At 43.3% G+C, this 22,458-nt stretch carries 27 protein-coding genes; 17 read left to right on the top strand and 10 right to left on the bottom strand.

The genetic code is table 11. The annotated features are described in order from the left end of the window. A complete protein-coding gene (gene gloA, locus R7P80_RS08850; protein WP_005376490.1) occupies positions 1–387 on the bottom strand; it encodes a lactoylglutathione lyase in 387 nt (128 codons plus the stop codon). Positions 388–598: 211 nt separating this feature from the next. Between gloA and R7P80_RS08845 the strand changes: the two genes are divergently transcribed. Both R7P80_RS08845 and R7P80_RS08840 read left to right on the top strand, forming a co-directional pair. Further along, positions 599–1,027 carry a PaaI family thioesterase gene (locus tag R7P80_RS08845; protein WP_225491588.1) on the top strand — a complete coding sequence of 143 codons (429 nt, stop codon included), beginning with the start codon at positions 599–601 and terminating at the stop codon, positions 1,025–1,027. Positions 1,028–1,053: 26 nt separating this feature from the next. Further along, the gene (locus R7P80_RS08840) at positions 1,054–1,443 is read left to right on the top strand and encodes a MazG nucleotide pyrophosphohydrolase domain-containing protein (protein ID WP_005376487.1); all 390 of its coding nucleotides are present in this window, start codon (positions 1,054–1,056) and stop codon (positions 1,441–1,443) included. Between the two features lie 43 nt (positions 1,444–1,486). Here R7P80_RS08840 and R7P80_RS08835 read toward each other — a convergent pair whose 3' ends face one another. Beyond that, positions 1,487–2,362, bottom strand: coding sequence for a universal stress protein (locus R7P80_RS08835; protein ID WP_225491589.1), 876 nt, complete (start codon positions 2,360–2,362; stop codon positions 1,487–1,489). A gap of 215 nt (positions 2,363–2,577) precedes the next feature. Between R7P80_RS08835 and R7P80_RS08830 the strand changes: the two genes are divergently transcribed. Continuing rightward, positions 2,578–3,921 carry a magnesium transporter gene (locus tag R7P80_RS08830; RefSeq protein ID WP_225491590.1) on the top strand — a complete coding sequence of 448 codons (1,344 nt, stop codon included), beginning with the start codon at positions 2,578–2,580 and terminating at the stop codon, positions 3,919–3,921. Here R7P80_RS08830 and R7P80_RS08825 read toward each other — a convergent pair. Continuing rightward, positions 3,898–4,122 (bottom strand): hypothetical protein, encoded by a 225-nt coding sequence (locus R7P80_RS08825; protein ID WP_225491591.1) that lies wholly within the window; start codon positions 4,120–4,122, stop codon positions 3,898–3,900. The genes R7P80_RS08830 and R7P80_RS08825 overlap by 24 nt on opposite strands. An 89-nt stretch (positions 4,123–4,211) precedes the next feature. On the opposite strand from R7P80_RS08825, the gene R7P80_RS08820 reads away from it, so the two are divergent. From R7P80_RS08820 to def, 5 genes are all read left to right on the top strand, one after another. After that, positions 4,212–4,748 carry an AAA family ATPase gene (locus R7P80_RS08820; RefSeq protein ID WP_170890120.1) on the top strand — a complete coding sequence of 179 codons (537 nt, stop codon included), beginning with the start codon at positions 4,212–4,214 and terminating at the stop codon, positions 4,746–4,748. A gap of 113 nt (positions 4,749–4,861) precedes the next feature. Further along, positions 4,862–6,307, top strand: a complete 1,446-nt coding sequence (locus tag R7P80_RS08815) for an AGE family epimerase/isomerase (protein WP_170890119.1) — start codon at positions 4,862–4,864, stop codon at positions 6,305–6,307. A 419-nt stretch (positions 6,308–6,726) separates the two neighbouring features. Further along, a complete protein-coding gene (locus R7P80_RS08810) occupies positions 6,727–7,056 on the top strand; it encodes a YceK/YidQ family lipoprotein (protein WP_017820979.1) in 330 nt (109 codons plus the stop codon). A 32-nt stretch (positions 7,057–7,088) separates the two neighbouring features. Continuing rightward, positions 7,089–7,553: an ABZJ_00895 family protein gene (locus R7P80_RS08805; protein ID WP_017635325.1), complete on the top strand. Its 465-nt coding sequence runs from the start codon at positions 7,089–7,091 to the stop codon at positions 7,551–7,553. Positions 7,554–7,787: 234 nt separating this feature from the next. Further along, on the top strand, positions 7,788–8,294 hold the full coding sequence (gene def / locus R7P80_RS08800) for a peptide deformylase (RefSeq protein WP_017635324.1): 507 nt from the start codon (positions 7,788–7,790) through the stop codon (positions 8,292–8,294). A 72-nt stretch (positions 8,295–8,366) separates the two neighbouring features. Here def and R7P80_RS08795 read toward each other — a convergent pair whose 3' ends face one another. Further along, a complete protein-coding gene (locus R7P80_RS08795) occupies positions 8,367–8,774 on the bottom strand; it encodes a helix-turn-helix domain-containing protein (protein ID WP_021707542.1) in 408 nt (135 codons plus the stop codon). Between the two features lie 84 nt (positions 8,775–8,858). Between R7P80_RS08795 and R7P80_RS08790 the strand changes: the two genes are divergently transcribed. The 4 genes from R7P80_RS08790 (at position 8,859) to R7P80_RS08775 (ending at position 12,502) form a co-directional block, all read left to right on the top strand. Continuing rightward, positions 8,859–9,362, top strand: a complete 504-nt coding sequence (locus tag R7P80_RS08790; protein WP_170890118.1) for a DUF2938 domain-containing protein — start codon at positions 8,859–8,861, stop codon at positions 9,360–9,362. Between the two features lie 226 nt (positions 9,363–9,588). Continuing rightward, entirely contained in the window at positions 9,589–10,617 is a 1,029-nt protein-coding gene (locus R7P80_RS08785; RefSeq protein ID WP_213867688.1) for a phospholipase A, read from the top strand. 93 nt (positions 10,618–10,710) lie between these two features. Beyond that, positions 10,711–11,169: a hypothetical protein gene (locus R7P80_RS08780; RefSeq protein WP_005388759.1), complete on the top strand. Its 459-nt coding sequence runs from the start codon at positions 10,711–10,713 to the stop codon at positions 11,167–11,169. 328 nt (positions 11,170–11,497) lie between these two features. Continuing rightward, positions 11,498–12,502, top strand: coding sequence for a metal-dependent hydrolase (locus R7P80_RS08775; protein ID WP_225491592.1), 1,005 nt, complete (start codon positions 11,498–11,500; stop codon positions 12,500–12,502). A gap of 40 nt (positions 12,503–12,542) precedes the next feature. Here the strand turns inward: R7P80_RS08775 and R7P80_RS08770 are convergent, their stop codons facing one another. From R7P80_RS08770 to R7P80_RS08760, 3 genes are all read right to left on the bottom strand, one after another. Further along, positions 12,543–12,935: a hypothetical protein gene (locus tag R7P80_RS08770; RefSeq protein ID WP_053307648.1), complete on the bottom strand. Its 393-nt coding sequence runs from the start codon at positions 12,933–12,935 to the stop codon at positions 12,543–12,545. 492 nt (positions 12,936–13,427) lie between these two features. Beyond that, positions 13,428–15,188, bottom strand: coding sequence for an ABC transporter ATP-binding protein/permease (locus R7P80_RS08765; RefSeq protein ID WP_085569061.1), 1,761 nt, complete (start codon positions 15,186–15,188; stop codon positions 13,428–13,430). 173 nt (positions 15,189–15,361) lie between these two features. Continuing rightward, the gene (locus tag R7P80_RS08760) at positions 15,362–15,976 is read right to left on the bottom strand and encodes a PolC-type DNA polymerase III (RefSeq protein WP_225491593.1); all 615 of its coding nucleotides are present in this window, start codon (positions 15,974–15,976) and stop codon (positions 15,362–15,364) included. A gap of 356 nt (positions 15,977–16,332) precedes the next feature. Here R7P80_RS08760 and R7P80_RS08755 point away from each other — a divergent pair, with 356 nt between their 5' ends. The 4 genes from R7P80_RS08755 to R7P80_RS08740 all read left to right on the top strand — a co-directional run bounded on the left by R7P80_RS08755 (position 16,333) and on the right by R7P80_RS08740 (position 19,469). Then, complete coding sequence (locus R7P80_RS08755) at positions 16,333–17,193, top strand: immunity 49 family protein (RefSeq protein ID WP_053307651.1); 861 nt, start codon at positions 16,333–16,335, stop codon at positions 17,191–17,193. Between the two features lie 137 nt (positions 17,194–17,330). Further along, complete coding sequence (locus R7P80_RS08750) at positions 17,331–18,407, top strand: threonine aldolase family protein (RefSeq protein ID WP_053307652.1); 1,077 nt, start codon at positions 17,331–17,333, stop codon at positions 18,405–18,407. Positions 18,408–18,489: 82 nt separating this feature from the next. Beyond that, on the top strand, positions 18,490–18,750 hold the full coding sequence (locus R7P80_RS08745; protein ID WP_005376453.1) for a DUF5062 family protein: 261 nt from the start codon (positions 18,490–18,492) through the stop codon (positions 18,748–18,750). Positions 18,751–18,974: 224 nt separating this feature from the next. Next, positions 18,975–19,469: a YcxB family protein gene (locus R7P80_RS08740; protein ID WP_053307653.1), complete on the top strand. Its 495-nt coding sequence runs from the start codon at positions 18,975–18,977 to the stop codon at positions 19,467–19,469. A 119-nt stretch (positions 19,470–19,588) separates the two neighbouring features. On the opposite strand, the gene R7P80_RS08735 is transcribed toward R7P80_RS08740, so the two are convergent. The 3 genes from R7P80_RS08735 to R7P80_RS08725 form a co-directional block, all read right to left on the bottom strand. Then, on the bottom strand, positions 19,589–20,329 hold the full coding sequence (locus R7P80_RS08735) for a helix-turn-helix domain-containing protein (RefSeq protein WP_025767812.1): 741 nt from the start codon (positions 20,327–20,329) through the stop codon (positions 19,589–19,591). Positions 20,330–20,434: 105 nt separating this feature from the next. Beyond that, complete coding sequence (locus R7P80_RS08730) at positions 20,435–20,896, bottom strand: carboxymuconolactone decarboxylase family protein (RefSeq protein ID WP_025767811.1); 462 nt, start codon at positions 20,894–20,896, stop codon at positions 20,435–20,437. A gap of 198 nt (positions 20,897–21,094) precedes the next feature. Further along, positions 21,095–22,006, bottom strand: coding sequence for a DMT family transporter (locus R7P80_RS08725; RefSeq protein ID WP_025767810.1), 912 nt, complete (start codon positions 22,004–22,006; stop codon positions 21,095–21,097). 93 nt (positions 22,007–22,099) lie between these two features. On the opposite strand from R7P80_RS08725, the gene R7P80_RS08720 reads away from it, so the two are divergent. Further along, positions 22,100–22,411, top strand: a complete 312-nt coding sequence (locus tag R7P80_RS08720; RefSeq protein ID WP_225491594.1) for a LysR family transcriptional regulator — start codon at positions 22,100–22,102, stop codon at positions 22,409–22,411. Positions 22,412–22,458 lie beyond the last annotated feature (47 nt).

Here is a 22,458-nt window from a genome sequence, read left to right as displayed (position 1 = left end):
TTATTTTTGAGTTTGGATGAGTTCGATTTGGTAACCATCGGGATCTTTAATGAACGCGATGTGAGTTTCTCCGCCTTTCATTGGACCTGGCTCGCGAGTAACGTTGCCACCAAGCGCTTTAATTTTTTCGCAAGCGGCGTAAATATCTTCAGACCCCAGTGCCATGTGTCCGAATGCGTTACCCAAGTCGTAACTGTCGGTATCCCAGTTATAAGTTAGCTCGATGGTCGCGCCATCTGGTTGATCAGGGTTACCAACAAACACCAGTGAGTAACGGTATTCTTGGTTTTCAAAACGATCCAAAACACTCATTCCCAGAACTTTTGTATAAAATTCGATAGATTTGTCTAGGTCAGCTACACGGATCATCGTGTGGAGAAACTTCATAAGTCGCCTTTTCATAACGTTGCGTAATCACTATGCAAACCATATCGTCACTCTAAATAAACTGGAAATTATCGTTAATTATTAAAATGATTATTTAGTGTTATGAAAAGCGAGGTTGCTGGCCCTGCAACATGCAAACAAAGATTACTCGCCGTTTCTTTTTAATTATTGGCATATGCTAATTACTCTTTTGAGAAACCGAGTAACTATCATGTCCACAAACAGCTACTGTCATTACACTCACGAGTCTCATCATCAATGTGCGGTTTGTTCTTCAATTAATGTGAATCCGAACTCTTTGGCCGTGAACTACCAATACCTAGCCGATGGCTCTGTTGTCGGAGAGTTTCACGTTTTACCGCGTCATCAGGGTTACACCGACCTGTTGCATGGTGGCATTGCGAGTTCGCTGCTCGATGGTGCAATGACGCACTGTTTGTTATTTAGAGACATTCAAGCCCTTACCGCGCAGTTGGATGTGCGCTACCATGCACCTATTGAGTTAGATGAGCACGTCACGATTACTGCACACTGTGAAGGTGAACGCCGCGGTATATATCAATTGGTGGCTCAATTGCTGGTCAATAATGAAGTTAGAGTGACGGCAAAAGGGAAGTTTATTCGTCCTAAAGAGGCGTAAATAAAAACTCGTTCTACGGAGAGATAATGAAGAAATTTGATGAGTTGTACGCAATTGCGACGAGAAAATCTCAATATGACCAAACCAACACTTGGTTTAAAGGCGTAGAGACTTATCTGGAGGCCATTGGCAAAGAAGTTGATGAAGTCCGCGAAGAGATTCGTGAGGATCGCCTTTGTCATTTGGAAGACGAGTTAGGCGATGTGTTGTGGAACTATCTTAACGTATTAAAAGCGCTGGAAAGAGAAAAGGGGATAGATCCTGAGAAAGTACTCGAAAGAGCCTGCAACAAATACGATCAGCGTGTATCTGCGATTGAGTCGGGACGCAGTTGGGATGAGATAAAACAGCAGCAGAAACAAGCCTTGAACGCAGAGCATGAAGCCGCGCAGTTAGAAGATGTAAAGAGCCAATAACTGCGCTTGGTATTGAAAGGATAGGTTAATAGAGAATACCTAGTCAGCCCTTGGAGCTGTTGACCAACAGTAGGTCACAAGGTGGTTGATCAAGTAACGTGTCTACAGTGCTGCCAGACCAAAATTGGGATGACATGCTTCGTTTACATGCACCCATAATCAAAATCGCTGCTTGTGATTGCTTAACTGCTTTTGGTAACGCCGTTTCAGGGTTTCCTTCTGGCAGCAGTAGTGGTACTCGAGTTAACTTTTGCGCAGTAATAAAGTCCGTAATGCCTGCTTTTTGGTTGCTTAATATCTCTGCACGATAGCGAGAGAGGTATGGCGCGACGTATCGGCAGTAAACGAGCGTCATTTTCCCGCTTAAGGTTTGTTCTAATTTTGAGCCTCGCGAGACGATGGCTTTATCTACTATCGACTTTTCATCCCCTCGATGAAGTGGGTCGATTGCACAAAGCATGTTGGCGTGAGAAGGCCATGAACGCTCACTCAGTAGCAACAAGTCGCAATCTTGTTGTGCTAGTTCTGTGAGCATCGTTTGAATCTCGTGTTTGTTAAAGTGTCCCACGAGCAGTAAGTCGGTGTGGTCAACAAGCCGTTTCGCAACTTGCTCAACCCAATGGCTCCCTTTGAAATGCTCGTAAGAGAGCGTTGGTGTTTCAAGCTCTTCTTCTTCACAAAGTTCGACAATTAATGCGTTTAACTTTAAGGTCCAAGCTTCAAACTCAGCTTGTCTTTTTTCTATATGGTCAGAGTTGAAACTGAGAAAATGAGCGAATGCGTGATCTTCACTTCGGCGATGGTCTTCCACTAAAACCACAATAGGCTGAGCCAACGCTGTCGAAAATTGAATCACTTTACGAAGCACCTTACGACTTGGTAAGGCGGCCTGCTGAGTCAGAAAAAATACAGGTGCCATTGATTACTCCATTATCAAACAAGGCGAATGAGCCTGACACACATTCAAGTCTATACCATGAACTGATGCAGAGGCGTTTTGTTTCTGCGAGCGAAATATAAATTCCGCAATTAAGTCAACTATCGCCTAGAATTTTAACATCAAGAATTCATGCCTTCGGATAGCACATATCGTCAATGCGGCGAATGTGGTAGTGAAAGCTATAGGTAAAAGTAATGATAGATTCCAACCAATTGCAAATTAACCGCAAAGTGCCACATTTGCTTGCTGAGATCATTAAAGCGATAGAATCGACCGAAGACTTGAGCTTTTTGAAAGACTATCAAGAAGCACAGATTGCGAACATTTTGGAATCGGTCAACATTGCTTACCGTAAACGTGTCATAGAAGCATTGCCGCCTGAGAAGTATTGGACGGTATTAAATTTGCTCCGATACGACACCGCCAAGCACATTCATCAATCACTCAATAAAGAATTACAACATGAACGCTTGGCGTACATAACGGATTCAGAACTGATCATATTTGCGGACTTTCTACCGACCGAATTTGTAGATGAATACCTTATTGATCAAAGTGAAGAGTCTGTCGCGCATATCCAACAAGCATTGTCGTATGAAGACAACAAAGTTGGACGTTATGCCGAGCCTCACTTTCTGGTCGCAAACCCTAAAAACAGCGTAGGAGGCATCAAAACCGAGCTGCTAAAACGCGGGCAAAGTCCAGTGCGGTTGATTATTGTGCGTGATGCAAGTGGTGTGATTGGTACGATAGAGCCGCAAACCCTGTTGCTGCACGAGAATCATATCAAACTTACCGACTTGACCGTAGTTACGCCAATCCTAGAAGATATTCAAACGATTCAAAGTGTCAGCAAACAAGTCTCGATTGATGGTGGCGCACATTGGTTTCCTATCATGGCTGGTGGCAAAATTATGGGCGTCTTGTCGATGGCGACCATCGCGATTACGTTGCGCGAACTCAGCCTACAAGCTGTAGTGGCAGAAAACGTACGAAGCGAAGAAGATTTGTTCACACCATTAAGCGTGGCGACAAGGCTAAGAGCACTTTGGCTGGTGATTAACTTGCTGACCGCTTTTGTTGCCTCTGCCATCATTGGTATTTTTGATAATGTGGTCGAGCAAGTCGTTGCGCTTGCGATCTTAATGCCTGTCGTGGCGAGCATGGGCGGCATCGCGGGTAGCCAAACCTTAGCGGTGGCCATTCGAGGTATCGCACTAAACCACTTGCACCAAAGTAACTTGAAGCTATTGGTGAATAAGGAATTAAAAATCGCCACCATTAATGGTTTAATTATGGGATTGGTGATCGCGGGTGTCGTTTACATGGTGTTTGACTCTTGGCCATTGGCACTTATTATTTGCTGTGCCATTTTCCTCAATAGTTTGGCGGCCGCGGCATCGGGTACGTTGATACCATTCACGTTGAAGAAGTTTAACATTGACCCCGCCGTGGCTGGCTCGGTAGTATTGACGACCGTTACCGATGTCGTCGGTTTCTTTGCGTTCTTAGGCTTAGGTGCCATTTTCTTGATATAGATATCCAATTGACGCGTTAACCATCAGAACCAATCGCACCACTTCCCAACCCAGTATTTTGGGCGAGCTTGCTTCGCTCAGCATTCCTCCGTTTTCCATAACCGATGAACACGTCGTTTCGGTTCTTACTTTGTAAATCTCTTCACTGCTCAGTTCTATTCCCCCAAATTTCCCACTACCGATCTCGCTTAACGTTAGCATGCCAAATTCCAATTTCAAACGCCAAATGATGCCAATTTTCTTGGCTGTACACGCATTACTTCACTCAAACAAAAAATAAGGAAAAGATTTTGAACAAACTCATCGTATTCACTGGTGGTCCTGGTGCAGGGAAAACTTCGGTAATCGAACAGCTAAAAACACAAGGCTTTATCTGCGCGCCAGAAACCGGCCGTCAAATAATACAAACGCAGGTTGCCAATCACGGTTCAGCATTACCTTGGAATGACAAACAAGCTTTTCGAGACGAAATGATGAAGGTAGAAGTGAGCAATTACCGAGCTTTCAATGTCCACCAAGGGAATGTGTTTTTTGATCGCAGTATTGTGGACGTATATGGCTACAGTAAGTTGGAACAACTGCCAATCTCGCATGAGCTCATCACGCATTGCCAGACGCTTCGTTATCATTCTCAAGTATTCATTTTTCTACCGTGGACGTCGATATTCAGCAACGACGAAGAGCGAAAGCAAGATTTTTCTGAAGCGGTGGCTACGTATCAACAGATGGTCAACGCTTATCACAAATTTGGTTATCAATTGATCGAAGTGCCCAAAATGTCAGTCGAAGACAGAGTAGCGTTTATTCGCGGCTCAATCATCGAATAAGGCTGAAAGATGATTGATGCAAACAAATGCGTAAGGCGATTGTGACCACGACGACAATATGCGTAAAGGGAGTTATTTATACTGGATAAAATTCAATAACTTAATTGAGTGTTATGTCTTTTAAATATCTTACCTTATTGCTCGCAACGACGAGCATGAGCAGCTTTGCTGATGTAGGCCTGCCTTCGGGGGATGATTGGTTAAACCATGTGACGAATGGCCTAGCCCCATATTGGATGATGGAAAGCGCGCATGGACAACCTGCGGGGAATTTTCCGACTTTTCGTTGTGATAACGGTGTCATTCTCGACCCACAAAAGCCGTGTGAAGAATTAAACAAAGAGTGGATTAGCCCGCACTTCGATCGCGAATACACCCGCATGAAATCGCGCCAAACTTACGCTTATGGCGTGCTTTTTCATCTTACGGGTGACAAGCAAGCATTAGAGCTGGCAAAGAAAGGGGCTTATTACCTGATTGATCATCTACAAGATGAGAAAAACGGCGGCTTTGTGAGCTTTACGCGTGGTGGAAAACCGGGGATGGAGTGGCAACAACGAACTTCTCAAGACCAAGCTTACGCCTTGGTGGGGTTGGCGATGTACTACTACTTGACGCAAGATCCAAAGGTTGAACAAGCGCTTATCGACCAGCAAGCGTTTATATTTAAACAATACCTACGAAGCGATGATCGCGGTCTGGCTTGGGTTTTGAAAGACGGTGATGGGGAAGGTGCGAAGCAGCAAGAGCTAGTCGCTCAACTTGACCAGATCAATGGCTATCTGTTGTTAACGGCGCCACTTTTACCACCGCCAGCGCAAGCCAAGTGGAAGCAAGATCTGCAATGGCTGACGCAAGTGATGATAGATAACTACCATTCCGTCAAAGAGCAGCGCTTTTATGGCGCGATACACCACAAAGCGGTAATGATGCCAGATGCGAAACACAATGATTTTGGACACACCATCAAGGCGTATTGGATGACGTATCTGACAGGTCAGTTGTTGGAAAATTCAAAGTGGACAGAGTTTGGTTTCAAAGGAATGAAACACACGCTTAAACAAGCGCAATACCAGCAAAACTTTGAGCAAGTCAAAGCGCTCTTCTCTCCAGAATGGCAGGGTAAATGGACGCAAGAGAGCATTCCTGCTTGGCAATCAAGACCGCACAAGCATTACAGCTCGTCTTGGGAATGGGCAGAGCTCGATCAAGCGGCAATGACAGTTTCCCTTATTGATGGTTCGATGAAAGAAACGCTTCAATACACGTTACCCACTTTTATGGACGTATGGGTGGATCATCAGTACGGAGGTGTTGGTCTAAGCCCTAAATCAACCAAAGCGTTCCATTGGGGAAATGGTTACCACCAGTTTGAACATGCGTTGGTCGGGTATTTGTACGCGCAACAAATGGCAAAACAGCCCGCCAAGCTTTACTACGCGCGACCAGCAGAGAGCAAAATGCCACTTAATCCATATTACTTTAGCGCAGACGTAAAATCGTTGTCGTCACAAAGTGATGGAGTCACCATCGCGACATTCACCAATATTCGACCTTAGGTTGGTCGATGGTGATGTGTTGGTTAAAGTCCGCGTAAAAGCCAATAAAATCCTCCGACAGCAAGTGCGACTATTAGCTATCTAGGTCTGTCACTAGATAAGCTTCAAGCAATAATGGTGTAGGTAATGCCCACGGGGCGCTTACAAAAAGCCGTCAGAACCACTGGCTTTGACGGCTTTTTATTCTATGACAGGTAGAGGCTTCAATTTTCAGCGCGATAGGTCCATGAAAACTTAAGTGAGATTCCAATCACGTCGCATAATCTCACTAGTGTCATTGGAAATAAATGAATTGTTTCTGATACATAGAACGTATTAACATGGTTGCACTGGGCCCATATGAGTAAACTTATTGAATATACAATTTGAGAGAGAGGGGTTAGTTTTAAAAAATAACAGTTAGTTGGAATCTAGGTTAAATGAAAATAAAACTATTTAAAAAGCTACAAGTTGTATTTCTTGTGGTGTCAGCATCTTTAATGGTGGGGTGTTCGTCTATAGATGCGCATGCTGGTGGCGGATACGGAAAGCCGTTTTCAGGCACCGCGTTATCAGTCGCACGACAACCTTGCTATTTAAGAGCTGATATTACTTCTATCGCGTTATACCCACTATCATTGATTGACATTCCTTTGTCGTTAGCAACGGACGTTGTGTTTCTTCCTGTTGATTTAGTCATGGTAGTTACGCCAACAACGAGTTATGGCGGTGTTGTTTCTCTAGGTTGTCCAAGCGGAAGCATGATCTAAAACGCTTATTTTATTCAAATAAATGGAAGGAAATGAAAGTGGAATTAAAAAATAACTATTCAGAATCAGAAATAAACCAGCCACCATCGGTACTTCTTGTTACGTCTCTGTTGTGTCTGGCGTCCGTTTGTTGGGCTGCATTGCTGTTGGCCATTGAATATATTGTTGGGATAGAAATGAGTGGTACAGGCTTTCTTAGCACGTTAATCCCAGCCATGAGTGTTGGTTATTACTTCGGCTACAAGACTGGAGATGTAATGCCATCAAAAACAAGATGGTATGCTGTTTTACTGTGGACTTTAGCAAGTTTGGTAGTGTTCTCTCTTATCTTAATGTCGTTAGATATTTCTCCGTTTTATTTATTATCTGAGCTCGGTGGGGTAAGTATTTTTATTGCTATCATAATGCTAATAACGATTGGCATCGCCTACTTAATTTTAAAAAGTGGTGAGAAAATGGCGATTAGAGTATTACTCAAAGCCAAGGAAAGTCAGTAGATAAAATACAACAAACGATTCAATTAGGATCATGACAAGACGCCAGCCATAATGTGCTGGCGTTTTAGTTTCCTGTTTGTAGGATTTTTTGTTTAAAAGGCAAACCCATTTATTGTGTTGTCGTTTGAGTTAATGGTTTATGCCTTGTGCGCAAGATAGCTTAGCAGGTTTATGTATCGAGAAACGTGTGTATAATTCTCCACGAATTACGATTTATAGATATGAAAGGTAAGTATGGCAGTCCTCGAAATTCTCTCCATTCCAGACCCAAGGCTTAAAGTAAAAGCAGAAAAAGTCACTGATGTATCGACAGTACAAACGCTGATAGACGATATGCTAGAAACACTTTACGCAACGGGCAATGGTATCGGTTTAGCTTCAACCCAAGTAGGCAGAAAAGAGGCGGTTGTTGTCATCGATATCTCTGACGAACGCAATGATCCTTTAATCTTGGTTAACCCAGAAGTGGTGAGCGGAGAAAACAAAGCACTTGGTCAAGAAGGGTGCCTATCTGTTCCTGAGTACTACGCAGATGTAGAGCGTTACACGTCAGTTGTTGTTTCTGCACTAGACCGTGATGGCAACCCGATTACAATCGAGAGCGATGAGTTCTTGGCGATTGTGATGCAGCACGAAATTGATCACCTATCTGGTAACTTGTTCATTGATTACCTTTCACCGCTGAAGCAAAAAATGGCGATGAAAAAAGTGAAGAAGTACGTAAAAGCGAAAGCTAAGTAATATGAGAGGAAGTAACCCTCCATGTCGAGTTACTTCCTTTTAAATTAAGAATAGGACGGTAGTGAGAGCGGTTTATCTCTGCTTTTGGGGGACATAACGCTTTACGACCTTCATAAGCCTTTGAAATGAAGAACAGTCCATATGTGACTCATGAGGGCAGGTGGCAACATGGTTTAGGCTGTCTCGCACCGCTTTCAAACGTTTTATTTGCTCATCAATCTCAAGTGCCTTTTTCGTTAGTAAGTCACGATCGATATATGGCTTTGAAACTTCTGATTGATTCAACATTTCTGCCATTTCGTTAAGCGATATTCCAGCGATACGCCCCAAACTAATTAAATTGAGTGTATTGAGTACCTCTGGTGAATATTGGCGTCTCAATCCATTCCTTCCTATCGAGCGAATTAACCCCAGCTGTTCGTAGTACCTGAGCGTTGAAGTCGGCAATCCTGATTTTCTAACCACTTCTGCAATATCCATATTATTCCCCATTGACTTCAAGTTGGCTTTAAGTTGTAGCATGCAACTAAGACCTTAACAAATCAAAAACTTGAGGAGAGAAAAATGCTGCTTTTAATGGGATTGCAAGCGGTGCTAATAGGGGTTGGTGCCACTTTGATAATGGATTTATGGGCATGGTTACAAAGGAGAGTGTTTGGTATTCCTTCATTAAACTATGCGTTGGTTGCGCGCTGGGTTTTGTACATGCCCCAAGGAAAGTTTATGCATGCGCCAATTATGGCGTCAGAGGCGATGCCGGGAGAAAAGTCACTTGGCTGGTTTTTGCATTATGCCATCGGCGTTACTTTCGCTTTGGCTCACGTTACTGTTTTTGGTCATCATTGGTTGGTAGAGCCCAGTCTAATGCCCAGCTTAATTACAGGCGTGGTAACGTTGATCTTCCCATTTTTGGTCATTCAACCTTGTCTAGGATTTGGTTTTGCTGCGAGTAAAACCCCAACACCTTGGAAAGCCCGTTTTCTTAGCACATTGGCGCATTTGGGTTATGGTTTGGGTTTATTCATAGCCGGGTTTGCAATCAAAGTTACGAGCCAGTATTTTGCATAGAGAGCATGAGCATCATGCAAACGAGTGATTTTTATCTATGATGCTCAACTCTTGGTTGTTTTTTGCGCTTTGCTCATAGTTGGCCGATATGTTCGAAGTCTGTTGCATTTATCCAAGATGTAAAGTCGGCGGACATTTAACATTGTCTTAACGTCAGAATGGCAAGCGGTTTACCAAGAAAAACTAAAATTATCTGGTTTGACATAAAGAATATTAAGGGTTTCAGATGGCTTCAAAAGTGGCAGGGATATCAATACTGAGTTTATTGGCAGCGCCAGTTGCGATGGGAGAAACAGCCAGTGCTTATGATTTATGTTTGCTAGACAAAATAAAGCAAAGCAAAGGTGAGGAAACCATAAAGAGCATTCGCGGGCAGTGTGAGCTTGACACAGTAACCAGTACAGTGCCCGCTGATCCAGAAATTGAAGAGCCAGAAGAACTTCAGGAAAGCTTGGTCGACAAGCGTTTGGAATCAGAACGAGAAAACGCGTTTGAACCGTTTAGCCTAGTCGCGCATCGCGTTAACTATATTCTTCCGTTTACGTACAGTGATCGAGTAAATAAACGCGCGTATGCCGACACCAAATACGGCGATGAACTGCGTAAAGAAGAGGCGGAGTTCCAAATCAGTTTTAAAGTACCAATGAACTATGATGACTTGTTGTTTGATGGCGATGGTCTGTTTTTTGGAATGACTCTTAAATCATTTTGGCAGGTATACACGGGTGCAGCATCTCGTCCATTCCGTGAAACCAATTATCGTCCAGAGCTTTTTTACTACACCCCAACAGACTGGAAACCACTTGATGGTTCGACTTGGTTAGGTTTTGGTATTGAACATGAGTCTAACGGTCAGAGACAGGAGCTATCGCGCAGTTGGAACCGTGTCTATGCCAACTTAACCTTTGCAAAAGACAATTTTGCGGTTTCTATCCAGCCTTGGTGGCGTATACCTGAAGATGAAAAGACATCGCCTAATGATCCCAAAGGTGATGATAACCCGGATATCGAAGACTATATGGGACACTTTGAGCTATCGAGTGCTTACAAGTGGAATGGTTACGAGTTTACCTTTTTAGGTCGCCAGAACTTTCAAACACATAAGGGTTTTGCAGAACTGGGTGTGTCATTTCCGATTTGGGGCAAAGTTCAGGGGTACGCACAATACTCAGCTGGTTATGGTAAGAGCTTGATCGACTATGATCATAATCAGCAGCGGATTGGTGTTGGTATTGCAATCAACGGTGTTTTGTAGTTTTTCGTAGATGGATAGAAATTAACACTGGCAATTGAAATTTCAATATTTAGAATGCGAGGCTGAAATTGATTTCTAACCTAGAGTGATTTTATGCTTCGTGATTACACCTTCGATTGTCTTGTAACTATGCCTCGCCATGAGCTGGAAGAGTTTAGTGCTCGTATGATCAGTAAAATGGTGCCAGAAGACGTGATGAATGAGCTGTTCACTTTTGATCAAGAAGAAGTGGATAGTGAAGACCGCATGTTGTCTGCACGTCTTGATGCAATGCTACGCATGACAGCAATCGCACTGAGTGAAATTCAACAAGCGTTTGATGACTCAGACAACGCAAAGCAAAATAGCGAGCGAATGACGAGATTGGTGCTTTGGCATTTCTACGCGATCTCATTCCGTTTGGAAGAGGCCATCACGCTAGAAACACACTGTGCTCTAGTGGAAAAACTAATCGAAAATGCACCTTCGGATGTTTTTGCGTGGGTAAAAACATTGACGGAGCTGCTGCACACTTACGCTGAAATCAACGCGAAAGAGAATCCTCAAGACTAAACACCTTTCGTTTATCGTTCAGTAAATTAGAAACAAGGCGAGCCATTTGGATCGCCTTGTTTTTTCGCGTCAGATAAACCTTCGGGTTTGAAATACCAAACAAGCCTAGACTCAGATTTGTTCGTTCACTAGCGAACGGCGTGATTCCTTCTTACACTAAATCAAGGTGTTTGTTGCTAAACAAGCAAATGCATGACTAAGTCGTGTATTGTTTTCCACTTAAATGCGGATAATTTATGTCGAAGAACCTTCTGGTTTTTAAATTGGAACCGACTATTGAGCGTGTACGCTTTCCAGCTGAGCTTCATCTATCTAAAGGAAGTGAACGATGGATCCGTTAACGCAAGGTTTATTGGGTGCAACTTTGCCACTGGCCGTGAGCAACAAGCGAAACCTTGCAGTTGTTGGCGTGTTGGGTGTGGTCTCTGGGATGGCTCCGGATTTAGATGTACTCATCCGCTCTTCAACTGATCCTTTGCTGTATTTGGAATACCATCGCCAATTTACTCACTCGCTCTTGTTTATCCCGTTTGGTAGTTTCATTTGTGCTTTGTTGTTGTATCCATTGTTCGCAAAAAAGCGAGGACTAAGCTTCCGGCAGAGTTGGTTTTACTGCGCGCTTGGTTATAGTACCCATGCGTTATTAGACGCATGCACCAGTTATGGAACACAGCTTCTATGGCCGATAAGCAACACGCGTTATGCTTGGAACACTATTTCGGTAATCGACCCCGCGTTCACACTCCCTATTTTAATATTGCTTTTGTTTGTTGCACTGAAGCGAAGCCCAAACTATGCCCGCATTGCATTTTTATGGTGCCTGGCTTACCTAAGTCTTGGAACGATACAACGAGATAGAGCAGAAGTAGCTGGTTGGGAAATCGTCAAAGAGCGACAACACAACGCTATACAATTAAAAGCCAAACCAAGTTTCAGCAATCTTTTGGTTTGGAAACTAATTTATGAAACGGAAGAGAGCTACTATGTAGATGCCGTAAGGGTGGGGCGTTCAATAAAAATTTACCCTGGCGAATCAACTCCAAAGTTAAATATAAAAGAGCAATTTCCGTGGCTAAACCCGCAATCGCAACAAGCAAGAGACATCGAACGTTTCCGTTGGTTTTCAAACGGTTTTGTAGCGACGGATCCGAATAATGAAATGCGAATTGTTGATATGCGTTATTCCATCGTACCAAACCAAATTAATGCGTTATGGGGCATCAATCTATCCCCAAAAGCCAACGCAGAGGCGCACGTTGAATACACTGCTCATCGAGGAAGTACTGCAGAAGATCGCCAAGTTTTTTTCAACATGCTTACGGATTTTGAGTGATGGTTTTACTTTGGATGTCGATGCGGTGTCGTAATAACCATTACGCAGACTGAAAGTCCTTTACTAGGGTTGGCTTGCTGGCGAAGAAAATTTTGCCAAACAGGGACTTGTACTTCCAGCCAAGAGACAAAAGCCGTTTAGCTAAGTTCTTGTTTTCAATGATTGCAACCTCAACACCTTGGTAGTGGTATGGATTGCTTTTGATGTAGTCGATAAATGCAGTAAGCACGCCTTGCCCGCGAACGGAGGGTGCAAAGTTGACTGCTACAATAGAAAAGCGTTGGCTACCTGCTGGGCAACGGACTAAACAGTGCCCAAGAGGATGAGTAATAGTCTCAGAAAATTCAGGAAAAGGGCGAGACTCAAGCTCTTGAGAAAGCGCATCGTATCGCTGACATAGATAAGAAAATAGTTGATTCGCTTCGCTGTTCATATCGGTGCCGCTTTTGTGTTGCTTGGTTTAAAGGCATTGATGTCTCGAATATTGTAACCATAGATAGCAACACAAAACGCGGTAAACTTTTTCAGTAATGATTTCCTATTTTTGAAACCTGAATTGTTACAAATGAAGTTGATTGGGTTTTATATGGTAGTTGTGAACGAGTATTTCTAGTTGAAGGGAGAATACGCTGGTTACTGGATTCTTACTGGAATTCCTTTGTTAAAAGGCGAGCTGCTTGGTTTAATGCCGCTCGTTTAACTGCGAGTGGCATCTTTTGTATTTCGTCACCTTGTACAGCGACGATGGGACATGATGTGGGATCTTCTATCCTAGCTCTTCATGGTCTAAATTATCTCATTAACCACTCAGAGCTAGATTCTTAGTCTCGCCAAGGCTCGCTGGACTGACACAAAAACATCGTTAAACTCCTGTTATTAAATTATTTGGTCCGCCTTTGCTTACTTTTGAACGCTTAACTAGGCGTTACTCCAAGTGCTTAAATTGCAATGCCACAAGTCGCTGATACAACTCACAGCTTTGCATTAATGATTGGTGGTTACCGACATCGACTAACTCGCCATTGTCGAGCACCGCAATTTTATCCGCATGTTGGATAGTCGAAAGACGATGAGCAATAATCAGCGTTGTGCGTCCTTTCATTAGAGCTTCAAGTGCTTGTTGAACGTGATGTTCACTTTCACTATCAAGGGCGCTGGTAGCTTCGTCTAGCAGTAAGATTTTTGGATCTTTTAGAATCGCGCGAGCAATCGCAATACGCTGCTTTTGTCCGCCCGATAGCCTAACGCCGCGCTCCCCTAAAAAGCTGTGATAGCCTTCGGGAAGCTTCTCAATAAACTCATGGGCATGGGCTTTTTTCGCGGCTTCGATAACTTGTTCATCCGTCGCTTCAGGATTACCGTAGCGAATATTATGGAAAACATCATGGCTAAACAGCGCTGGTTGTTGTGGTACGAGCGCCATTTGACGTCGAAGCTCGTTTGGGTCGAACTGTCGAATATCTTCACCACCAAACAACACTTGCCCTTGCTGTGGGTCATAAAATCGTTGCAGTAGTTCGAATAGTGTTGTTTTACCTGCACCAGAAGGGCCGACTAACGCCAGTACTTTTCCTTGTTCAGCGGTTAGATTTAATTCTTTGATTGCTGGTTGATTTAGGCGAGAAGGGTAGTTGAAACTCACCGAATTAAAGTTAATCTCAGCAGGCATGTCGGAACGGACAGGCAAATGGTTGCTTGGCGCTTTAATATCACTGTCTACTTGAAGGATCTCAATCAGCCGTTCGGTAGCACCTGCGGCTCTTTGCAATTCACCCATGACTTCGGAAATGGTTGCAGTCGATGAGGCAACCATAATGGCATAAAACACAAATGCGGCTAGGTCACCCGCAGACATTTTTCCGTGAATCACATCGCTGCCGCCTACCCAAAGCATACCTGCAATCGCGCTGAACACAATCACAATAACGCCTGATATCAGGATCGCTCGCTGCTTTACTCTCTGTCTACCTATTTCATAAGCTTTTTCCACCTCGACAGCGAAAGCCGCTCGTTCATGCGACTCTGAGCTAAAACTTTGCACGGTTTTAATATGTTCTATCGCTTCTCCAGCGTAGCTTCCGACATCGGCCATTGAATCCTGACTTTTGCGAGAGAGCGCACGCACGCGTCGTCCATAAAACAAAATTGGTACCAAAACCAAAGGCACAGAAGCAAGCACAATCAGCGTGAGCTTAACGTTAGTGGCAAACAACATTATGATGGCCCCAAAGCACATCAAAGCGCTACGCATCGCCATCGAGAACGATGAACCAATAATGCTTTGCAGCAATGTGGTATCGGTAGTCAGGCGCGACATAATGTCGCCACTACTGTTGGTCTCAAAATAGCTCGGATGCAGCGTAATCACATGGTTAAACACCGCAAGGCGAATATCCGCACTAACGCGCTCACCTACGGAAGAGACAAGGTAAAAGCGAAAGAAAGTCCCAATGGCAATACACAATGTGACACCGACAATAAACTGAATCGCATTGGTAAGCTCTTGCAATGATTGCTGAGCAAAGCCTTGGTCGATAAGTATGCGTACTCCATAGCCAACGGATAACGTCAAACTTGCTGTCGCAACAAGGGCAACCAAGGCCGCCGCAACCCGCCATTTATACGGTGCAATAAAGGTGTTGAGTTTAAGAAGAATGCTGAGATTTTTGTTATTTTTTCTGCTCATGAGTGACTCACAAAGCGTTTTAGGTACCTGGCATAGTAAGCCAGTTTGGTTGGTGAGACCAGCGAACTACCGCTTTCGGATTAGGAAGTTCACTGGGATAACCAATATCGCATGTATATCGAAAATCACTTAAACGTCGAAGAGACTAGAACCAGCTTTTAGTTCGGAGGGGGTTACGCACGGCTTTTGGCGAGTAGCAGGTCGACTTTTCCTTTGGCTGTTTTACTAACTGTTTGCATCAACTGAAAACTTGGTTTTTCGACGCCTGAGTTTTCTATCCCTTCGACCATTAAGAGCCAAAGCTTGGCTGTCATTTGCGCATCGGCTAGTGCACGGTGGAAAACACCGTCGTTGTCGATATTTTTATAGCGAACAAGTTCACCTAGCTTATGTGATGGGGCTTCTTGAATGAGCCGTCTTGCTACCAGTAAGGAGCAAGCAAACTCACCCGAATAACCACAGTTGATTCGTTCAAGCTCTGCATCTAAAAATCGTTTATCGAAGGACGCGTTGTGAGCGATAAGGTTCTCGCCAGCAATGAACTCACTAAATGACGCCATTACCTCTTCGCAGCTTGGTGCCGATCGCAACATATTGTTGGTAATGCCGGTGTAGTCCTCAATAAAAGAACTCACTCTGAAACCGGGATTCATGAGTTGCTGAAAACTATCGACAACCTCGCCATTGACTAACTTTACTGCACCAATTTCTATTGCGCGATCACCTAAAGCAGGAGAGAGACCTGTGGTTTCAAAGTCGAGTACGACCACAGAGTTTGCTTGAGGCATAAAATTTTCCAGCTGAGTAATGTTGCGCAAGAGTATTATCGAAAGCGACAGAAAAAGAAAGGCGAACACAATGGTGAATATCTGTCTATCTTTACTCCACAAAGTCAGTGTTCGTCGTCCACTGTTTATGGACAGGTACGTTCTGGCTTACCCATCGCGGCTTGTGCGGTAGCCTTATATTTCAAATGTTTTTCGGCTTTTCGATTCATTTCAATTAAGCATTAACTTTCGATGCAACATACTGATTATAAATTGATTTTATAAATCAACTTCGGCATCATTCACGGCTTGATTTTGAGGATGAATATCATCACAGCAAAAAATTAGAACAACTTATAATGCGAGGCTAGGGAACGATGGAAACAATAAAAAATCACTATTTAGATATACCTGAAGAAAGAAAATTGCGTATTTTTCGTGAGGAAGATGAAGATTTTTACAACTTCTGGGAAGAAATGCTTGATGAAAAACAATCTTTTTATCAGCAACCTCTCAAAAGAATGAAAGGCGACGCTTGGTATTCGCTTGATTCATTCTTCACTGCTTCAAAATACGGACAACATCAGGCCTCGCCAGCTTATATAAAAAGAGCGCTTGAGTTACTGAATAACGTGTACTTGCTGGCCAATCATTCAGACAAAGTGGTTGAATTCTCCGTAGGGCACCGACATTTTTCGGAAGTAGGTAACCGTTCTATTGCAGGGGGAACGATGGATGCTTGGTTGGATGAAATCTGTTTAGCGATGGCCGCGAGAGATTGGCGCTGCGTAGAGCTGATGACCATCATGGATGAGTCGTTAGTGCGTTTAAAAGATCCATTCGATGTTGCGCTAGTCGAGTTCGTTAACGGTGTATTTAGCAATTCATCAGCGTTACCAGAGTTATTGCAAACTGTGATGGAGAAATCCTCCCCGCAATACTTAGAATCAACCAGAGTGCCATATGTACACTCTTTGTTTATTCCATTTGTGAATGTGTTTGTTGCCATTATCGATGGCGATGAGGCACATTATCAAGAGGCACTGAGGGATGCGTTAGAGGCGCATTACCAGTTCTACATAAATGAAGATGTTCGCTATTCGCCAAAAGGAAATGTTTCTCTGAAACTGACTGGTCTTGCTGCATTAGCATACGATAAGTATGGCTGGACGATTCCAGAAGCAGCATATTTACCTAAATGGCTTGTTTACGGTGAGCATGATCTTTGTTCTGCGTAAATCACTCTTAAGTTAAATCTATATCTAACCGGAGGTTCAGCACCGAGGCATACGCAGAAAATACATCGCGAAAATGCAGTTTACGCCTCCGTTTTAACAAGTTACATTGTTGAAGCTTTGATTCAAAGGACAGAACAATGAGTGCCCACCTAAAACAGCTTTGTCATATCCATCTCTCTGGTAATAAAGAAGATTCTCCAGCCGAACACTTTGCGAAAATGGCAAAGTGGTGCGAAGAGAACAACGTAAATCACGATGTCTACGGTGAGGGAGAAACGATTCAAGCGTTCGAGCAAAAGGTTGCCGATCTGCTGGGTTACGAGGCAGGGCTTTTTGTTGTAACAGGGACGATGACGCAGCCAACGGTGCTTGAAATTGTCACAAGACAAAAGCGTAATCCTATTGTCGCCATGCACGCATCTAGCCATATTCCGGTGCATGAAAAACAAGGCTATCAGCTTCAACATCGCTTTAGTATTTTGCCAGTAGGGAACCCTTATCAAACATGGAAGCTTGAGGATCTCACTGCTTGGCCGGATGAAATCGCAGCCGTTCTTTATGAACTCCCGATGCGAGAAATTGGTGGTCAGCTACCTTCATGGCAAGAACTGGAAGAAATCAAAGCGTACTGCGCCGAAAACAAAATTCATCTCCATATGGATGGCGCAAGACTTTGGGAAACCGCAGCTTACTATCAGAAAGAATACCGCGAGATCGCCGCTGGTTTTGATACGACCTATGTTTCACTTTACAAAGGCATCAACGGCATGGGGGGATCTATGTTGCTTGGCTCAAAGTCGTTCATTGAACTGGCTTCATTGTGGATGAAGCGGCAAGGTGGCAACCTGTATCACAGAACACCTTATGTGGTGTCTGCGGCAATGCAGTTTGATGAAAGGTTGTCACAAATGCCGGTTCTATTTGAGCGAACAAAACAGATCTACAGGATCATTGAAGAGTTCCCACCTTTGGCGGTAAGACCAACCCAGCCTCAAGCAAACATGTTGCACCTTATCCTGCCATTTAGCTGTGAAGAGTTGAAAGAACTCCAATACACGTTTGCCACGGAAAAGGGCATTTGGTTTGGTAACCCGCAAGTCACGGCACATCCAAATCAATCGATTGTTGAATGGTATGTTGGTGACTACCTGCTCAATCTTGGTGATGACGAATTAAGGTCGTTTTTCAATCAGTTACTCGGTAAGAAGGCATAAACTTATCAATATGCGAGCTTACTAACACGCCATACGTGACACTTCATGTATTCTTAATTGAAGCGAAGAAGAGGATTTATCAATGTCAAAAAGCTCCAAGCTTCACAATGAAGACAAACTGGTTAAGAAGGCACTAGAGATTGGTGGGAAGATGGCGAAGCTACAAGGTTTTGACCTTCCTCAGTCACCACAACCTCTAAGAGTAAAAGCGATTTACCTATTCTTGGTCGATGCAAAACAGATCACGCCATTGCCGGAAAGCAAGCTAGACGGCGCAAGCATCAAACACCGACTGGCAGTATGGATACACAGTGCGTTGCCAGACAACGACCCTCTAAAGTAGAAAACCTCAACAAGTCACACAGGTTGTTAATTAGCAAGGCGAGCCAAATGGTTCGCCTTGTTTGATCTTGGCGAGAGCACCGAGGTCTTTTTGCGTGGCGGTATCATTGATTTACAAAACAGAATCAAAAGGACTAAAGATAAATCCCGAGAAGCGCTACAATGCATGCGTTGCGAGAGTGCAACCAAGAATACTCATTTATAGAAGCCTTGAAGTAACCATACATGTCTAAAGATTTCGAATTCACTACAGAATACACACTCGACAAGCCATTTTTTGCTGAGTGTTATGATCAAACTAGCCAGCCAACGAAGTTCCCACAAGCGTACCTAAAAGGGATGCTGTTTCTTATCTTTGGTGTGGTTTTATTGGAGTTTGAACTGCTACCTAACGGTTACGTCGGTTGGTTCTTTATCGTATTGAGTGTGATTGAAGCGTGCAGCGTTTACTTCAAAAGAACTTGGTGGCTGTGGCGTCAAACCATCAGCTCAAGCCGCGGCAGTAAAGTGGTGTTTGAAGTGAATGCAGATGGCGTGCGCTACAAAAGCGGTAAAGTTGACCGCAGCCTCGCTTGGAATGAAATCGACCAACTCGAACAAACTGATTTGGGCTTTATCCTTCACCTTGGTAAACAACGCCAATACATCAGCAAATCTTGCTTAAATGAAGAAGCGATCGCGTTTATAGTAGAGCGGCACGCGGCATCAAAAGCGAGCTAACAAACTCATATCAAGCTGGAATGAGCGATCGAAAAAGTAGGTGGTATATGATCGAACATTGTAACAAGTATATGGTCGATTCTGAATCAATGGGGTTTGATGTAGAAAGCTAATAAGGTTTAGAGGTTTCTCTTTCGGACATACTGCTTCGGTGTCATGCGCGCAATCTGCTTACACTCTCTAGTCATGTGTGCTTGATCGGAAAAACCTTGCTCCAGCGCCAACTCCGATAAAGTAAGATCGGGTTGCGCTCGGAGTTGCTCTAAAGTGTGCTTCACTCGTTTAATGCGTTGGTAATGTTTAGGAGTAATCCCCAACCATTTCTGAAAATTGCGCTCTCTCTGGCGCTGACTGATGGTCCCTGTCGGTTGGTCAATAATGTGGCCGACATACTGCGGTTCATATTCCTCAATCAGTGTTTGAACCCAGCGATATAACGTAGAAATCCTTGCATATGGCGAACGCGCTGTTTGCAGAGACTCAAATGTTGCTAGTGCAGAAGAAGCCAAAGGGTGGTCGTCTTGAATCCGCAATAGCTGTTCTAGACGTTTACCAAATAGTTGATAACCAACAGCAGGATGAAAGCGTACGCCAGTCATCACCGCGCCTGGCGGTAGGCAGACCTGATGTGCCAGAATGCTTATAGGCAGTAGGACAACCCCTGGTGTTTGCCACTCACCATCCATTTGTACTTCATTCTGTAAAATGAATACCACACCTGTACCAGCATCACTGAGTAATTGTTTACGTACGGCTTGCGTCGTATCAGGTTTGACGGATGCTGACCAAATGGCTTGAACATAGCCAGCTAAAGCCTTTTGAGGTTTTAAAATATCAAATTCTAAGTTCAAATGAATCATCCTATTTAACCTCAACTTAAAATGAGATAGTGATACACATGTACTTTTCATCATATTAAGTTGAGGTATAAGCAGTGACTTATAAGTAAAAACTGTCAGATAGAATTATCTAGGCTTATAGTCTCCAACCTTTGGCTTAAATGCCTTAACTATTCGGTTCCAACTATTGATCGCGTTGATCGCAATTGTTAGGTTGACCATAGCTTCTTCTCCGAAGGTATTCAAGGTCAGCTGATAGGTATCATCATCTACTGGTAGGCCAGCAGTTAGTAATTCAGCCCAGCCTAGTGCAACGTGTTCTGCATCGCTGTAGAATGGCATATCTCTCCATGCACTAAGCCCCCATATGCGTTCCGGCTTTTCACCTAACTTAAGCGCATCTTTACTATGCATGTCGATACAAAATGCACATTGATTGATTTGCGATATGCGTAACTTAACCAGTTCCCATATGATCATGTTCATGGTTTCTGATTGGCTAAATTGTTCATGGAAGTAAGCTTCCTGAGCGTACAGGATTTCTATTGCCTTTGGCGCTACTTCAATATAGTTGAGTCGTTTTTTCATGGTCATTCTCCTTTGTTTTTTACATAGTAAAAAACGCTCTTAGCAAAAGATTGAAGATTTTCGACATGCACTCAATAAAATTAGATAAAAGAGTGAACGACGAAAGCGAAAAAGTGTACCTATTGGAAACCAAGAAAACTCATGCCAATTAACAAAGTATTGCGCATAAATAATGCGACTTAAGGTTGGCGTCTATTTTTACTCCACCACCTTCCGTAAACGAGCAAAAGGTGCTGAGTTACCTATATACACACCAGCCGCAACGATAAAGACGCCTAAAACATTTTCCCATTGAGCCTGCTCACCAGAAATGAACGAAATCAGTAGAGTGAATACCGGCATAATATTAAATAATGGAGACATCTTATCTGGACCAAGAACGATAGCGCCTTTCATCCAAAAGTAATAAGCAATCAAAGTTCCAAACAGGCTCATGTAAGCTATTAATGCTAGGTCTTTAAATGTTATGGCATTTAAGCTACGGCTAAAGTCGCCGTGGTACATCGCTATAGCGACCATTTGAATGGCACCAATACTTAACACCCAACGTAACTGCTGAGTTACTGGGATATGAGATGTTAAACGCTTCGCTAGAATTGTGTATAAACACCCACTAATTAAAGCAAATAACATGTATAGATCACCAATATTACTATTGCTGCTAATAGAATGAATATTTCCCCCTGTAATGACGATTACCACTCCACAAAAACTGATTAGTGCACCTAAAATAGTTTTAACCGAAATGGAAGTCTTGAGAATAACGCCCGACAACAAGATAGTGACAAGTGGTAGGTTTGCCTGAACAACCGCTGCGTTAACTGGGGTAGTAAATCTCATTGCAGAGAAAATAGAGAAGTTTTGGATAGTTACACCCACGGTTGCTATAACAAACAACGACAACATACTTTTTCGTGTGAGTTTGGCTCCATATGGAGAGCGTTTAGTACCTCTTATCAGTAAGAGTATTAAAGCTGCAACGGAAAATCGTAACGTCGCTGAATCCAAAGGAGAGACATCGCTATTAATAGCCTTTATTACGTTAAAGTTACTAGACCAAAAAAAGATAGCGACAACAACACCGCACCAAATTGATAAATGCTTAGACATAGATCTTCCTGATAAAAATTAACTTGACGCGATAATGCTATATATTTCATATTTGATTTTTAATAGCCAAATTTAAGAGGGTTAATCCCAAATATGGAACGTCACTCTTTGGATGACCTTTTGTTATTCGTTTCTGTTGCTCGCTATCAAAGCCTAACACAAGGATCTGAGCGTCTTAATGTCCCGTTAGCCACGCTAAGCCGGAAGTTAAAAAGGCTGGAAACAAACTTAAATTGCAGACTATTTAACCGCAGTGCACACCACTTTGCGTTAACAACTGATGGCGAAAAATATTATCAACTCTGTGAGCCGTTACTTCTTAGCTTAAATAATGTGACATCGAGAATTGCGACTGAGCGTCAGTCTTTAAGCGGAATGACCTTTCCCCCTAAATTAACACCATGACTTTGATGAGATTTCTAATACACTAGAAACAGTGGAGATCTGAAAAT

Origin of the sequence: Vibrio sp. 2092, from assembly GCF_033339635.1 — a bacterium.
Taxonomy (GTDB): Bacteria; Pseudomonadota; Gammaproteobacteria; order Enterobacterales; family Vibrionaceae; genus Vibrio; species Vibrio alginolyticus.
Note: the sequence above shows the minus strand (reverse complement) of the source record. Positions and strands in the feature narration are given on the sequence as shown.

What these genes read in the sequence shown, in the direction of transcription:
- R7P80_RS08730 (WP_025767811.1), bottom strand. Translation starts at nt 20,896, where the DNA reads ATGAAAAAACGACTCAACTATATTGAAGTAGCGCCAAAGGCAATAGAA.
- R7P80_RS08735 (WP_025767812.1), bottom strand. Translation starts at nt 20,329, where the DNA reads ATGATTCATTTGAACTTAGAATTTGATATTTTAAAACCTCAAAAGGCT.
- R7P80_RS08835 (WP_225491589.1), bottom strand. Translation starts at nt 2,362, where the DNA reads ATGGCACCTGTATTTTTTCTGACTCAGCAGGCCGCCTTACCAAGTCGT.
- R7P80_RS08830 (WP_225491590.1), top strand. Translation starts at nt 2,578, where the DNA reads ATGATAGATTCCAACCAATTGCAAATTAACCGCAAAGTGCCACATTTG.
- R7P80_RS08795 (WP_021707542.1), bottom strand. Translation starts at nt 8,774, where the DNA reads ATGGATATTGCAGAAGTGGTTAGAAAATCAGGATTGCCGACTTCAACG.
- gloA (WP_005376490.1), bottom strand. Translation starts at nt 387, where the DNA reads ATGAAGTTTCTCCACACGATGATCCGTGTAGCTGACCTAGACAAATCT.
- R7P80_RS08760 (WP_225491593.1), bottom strand. Translation starts at nt 15,976, where the DNA reads ATGCCTCAAGCAAACTCTGTGGTCGTACTCGACTTTGAAACCACAGGT.
- R7P80_RS08845 (WP_225491588.1), top strand. Translation starts at nt 599, where the DNA reads ATGTCCACAAACAGCTACTGTCATTACACTCACGAGTCTCATCATCAA.
- R7P80_RS08805 (WP_017635325.1), top strand. Translation starts at nt 7,089, where the DNA reads ATGAAAGTGGAATTAAAAAATAACTATTCAGAATCAGAAATAAACCAG.
- R7P80_RS08815 (WP_170890119.1), top strand. Translation starts at nt 4,862, where the DNA reads ATGTCTTTTAAATATCTTACCTTATTGCTCGCAACGACGAGCATGAGC.
- R7P80_RS08740 (WP_053307653.1), top strand. Translation starts at nt 18,975, where the DNA reads ATGTCTAAAGATTTCGAATTCACTACAGAATACACACTCGACAAGCCA.
- R7P80_RS08775 (WP_225491592.1), top strand. Translation starts at nt 11,498, where the DNA reads ATGGATCCGTTAACGCAAGGTTTATTGGGTGCAACTTTGCCACTGGCC.
- R7P80_RS08780 (WP_005388759.1), top strand. Translation starts at nt 10,711, where the DNA reads ATGCTTCGTGATTACACCTTCGATTGTCTTGTAACTATGCCTCGCCAT.
- R7P80_RS08765 (WP_085569061.1), bottom strand. Translation starts at nt 15,188, where the DNA reads ATGAGCAGAAAAAATAACAAAAATCTCAGCATTCTTCTTAAACTCAAC.
- R7P80_RS08720 (WP_225491594.1), top strand. Translation starts at nt 22,100, where the DNA reads ATGGAACGTCACTCTTTGGATGACCTTTTGTTATTCGTTTCTGTTGCT.
- R7P80_RS08745 (WP_005376453.1), top strand. Translation starts at nt 18,490, where the DNA reads ATGTCAAAAAGCTCCAAGCTTCACAATGAAGACAAACTGGTTAAGAAG.
- R7P80_RS08840 (WP_005376487.1), top strand. Translation starts at nt 1,054, where the DNA reads ATGAAGAAATTTGATGAGTTGTACGCAATTGCGACGAGAAAATCTCAA.
- R7P80_RS08755 (WP_053307651.1), top strand. Translation starts at nt 16,333, where the DNA reads ATGGAAACAATAAAAAATCACTATTTAGATATACCTGAAGAAAGAAAA.
- R7P80_RS08770 (WP_053307648.1), bottom strand. Translation starts at nt 12,935, where the DNA reads ATGAACAGCGAAGCGAATCAACTATTTTCTTATCTATGTCAGCGATAC.
- def (WP_017635324.1), top strand. Translation starts at nt 7,788, where the DNA reads ATGGCAGTCCTCGAAATTCTCTCCATTCCAGACCCAAGGCTTAAAGTA.
- R7P80_RS08785 (WP_213867688.1), top strand. Translation starts at nt 9,589, where the DNA reads ATGGCTTCAAAAGTGGCAGGGATATCAATACTGAGTTTATTGGCAGCG.
- R7P80_RS08750 (WP_053307652.1), top strand. Translation starts at nt 17,331, where the DNA reads ATGAGTGCCCACCTAAAACAGCTTTGTCATATCCATCTCTCTGGTAAT.
- R7P80_RS08810 (WP_017820979.1), top strand. Translation starts at nt 6,727, where the DNA reads ATGAAAATAAAACTATTTAAAAAGCTACAAGTTGTATTTCTTGTGGTG.
- R7P80_RS08825 (WP_225491591.1), bottom strand. Translation starts at nt 4,122, where the DNA reads ATGCTAACGTTAAGCGAGATCGGTAGTGGGAAATTTGGGGGAATAGAA.
- R7P80_RS08790 (WP_170890118.1), top strand. Translation starts at nt 8,859, where the DNA reads ATGCTGCTTTTAATGGGATTGCAAGCGGTGCTAATAGGGGTTGGTGCC.
- R7P80_RS08725 (WP_025767810.1), bottom strand. Translation starts at nt 22,006, where the DNA reads ATGTCTAAGCATTTATCAATTTGGTGCGGTGTTGTTGTCGCTATCTTT.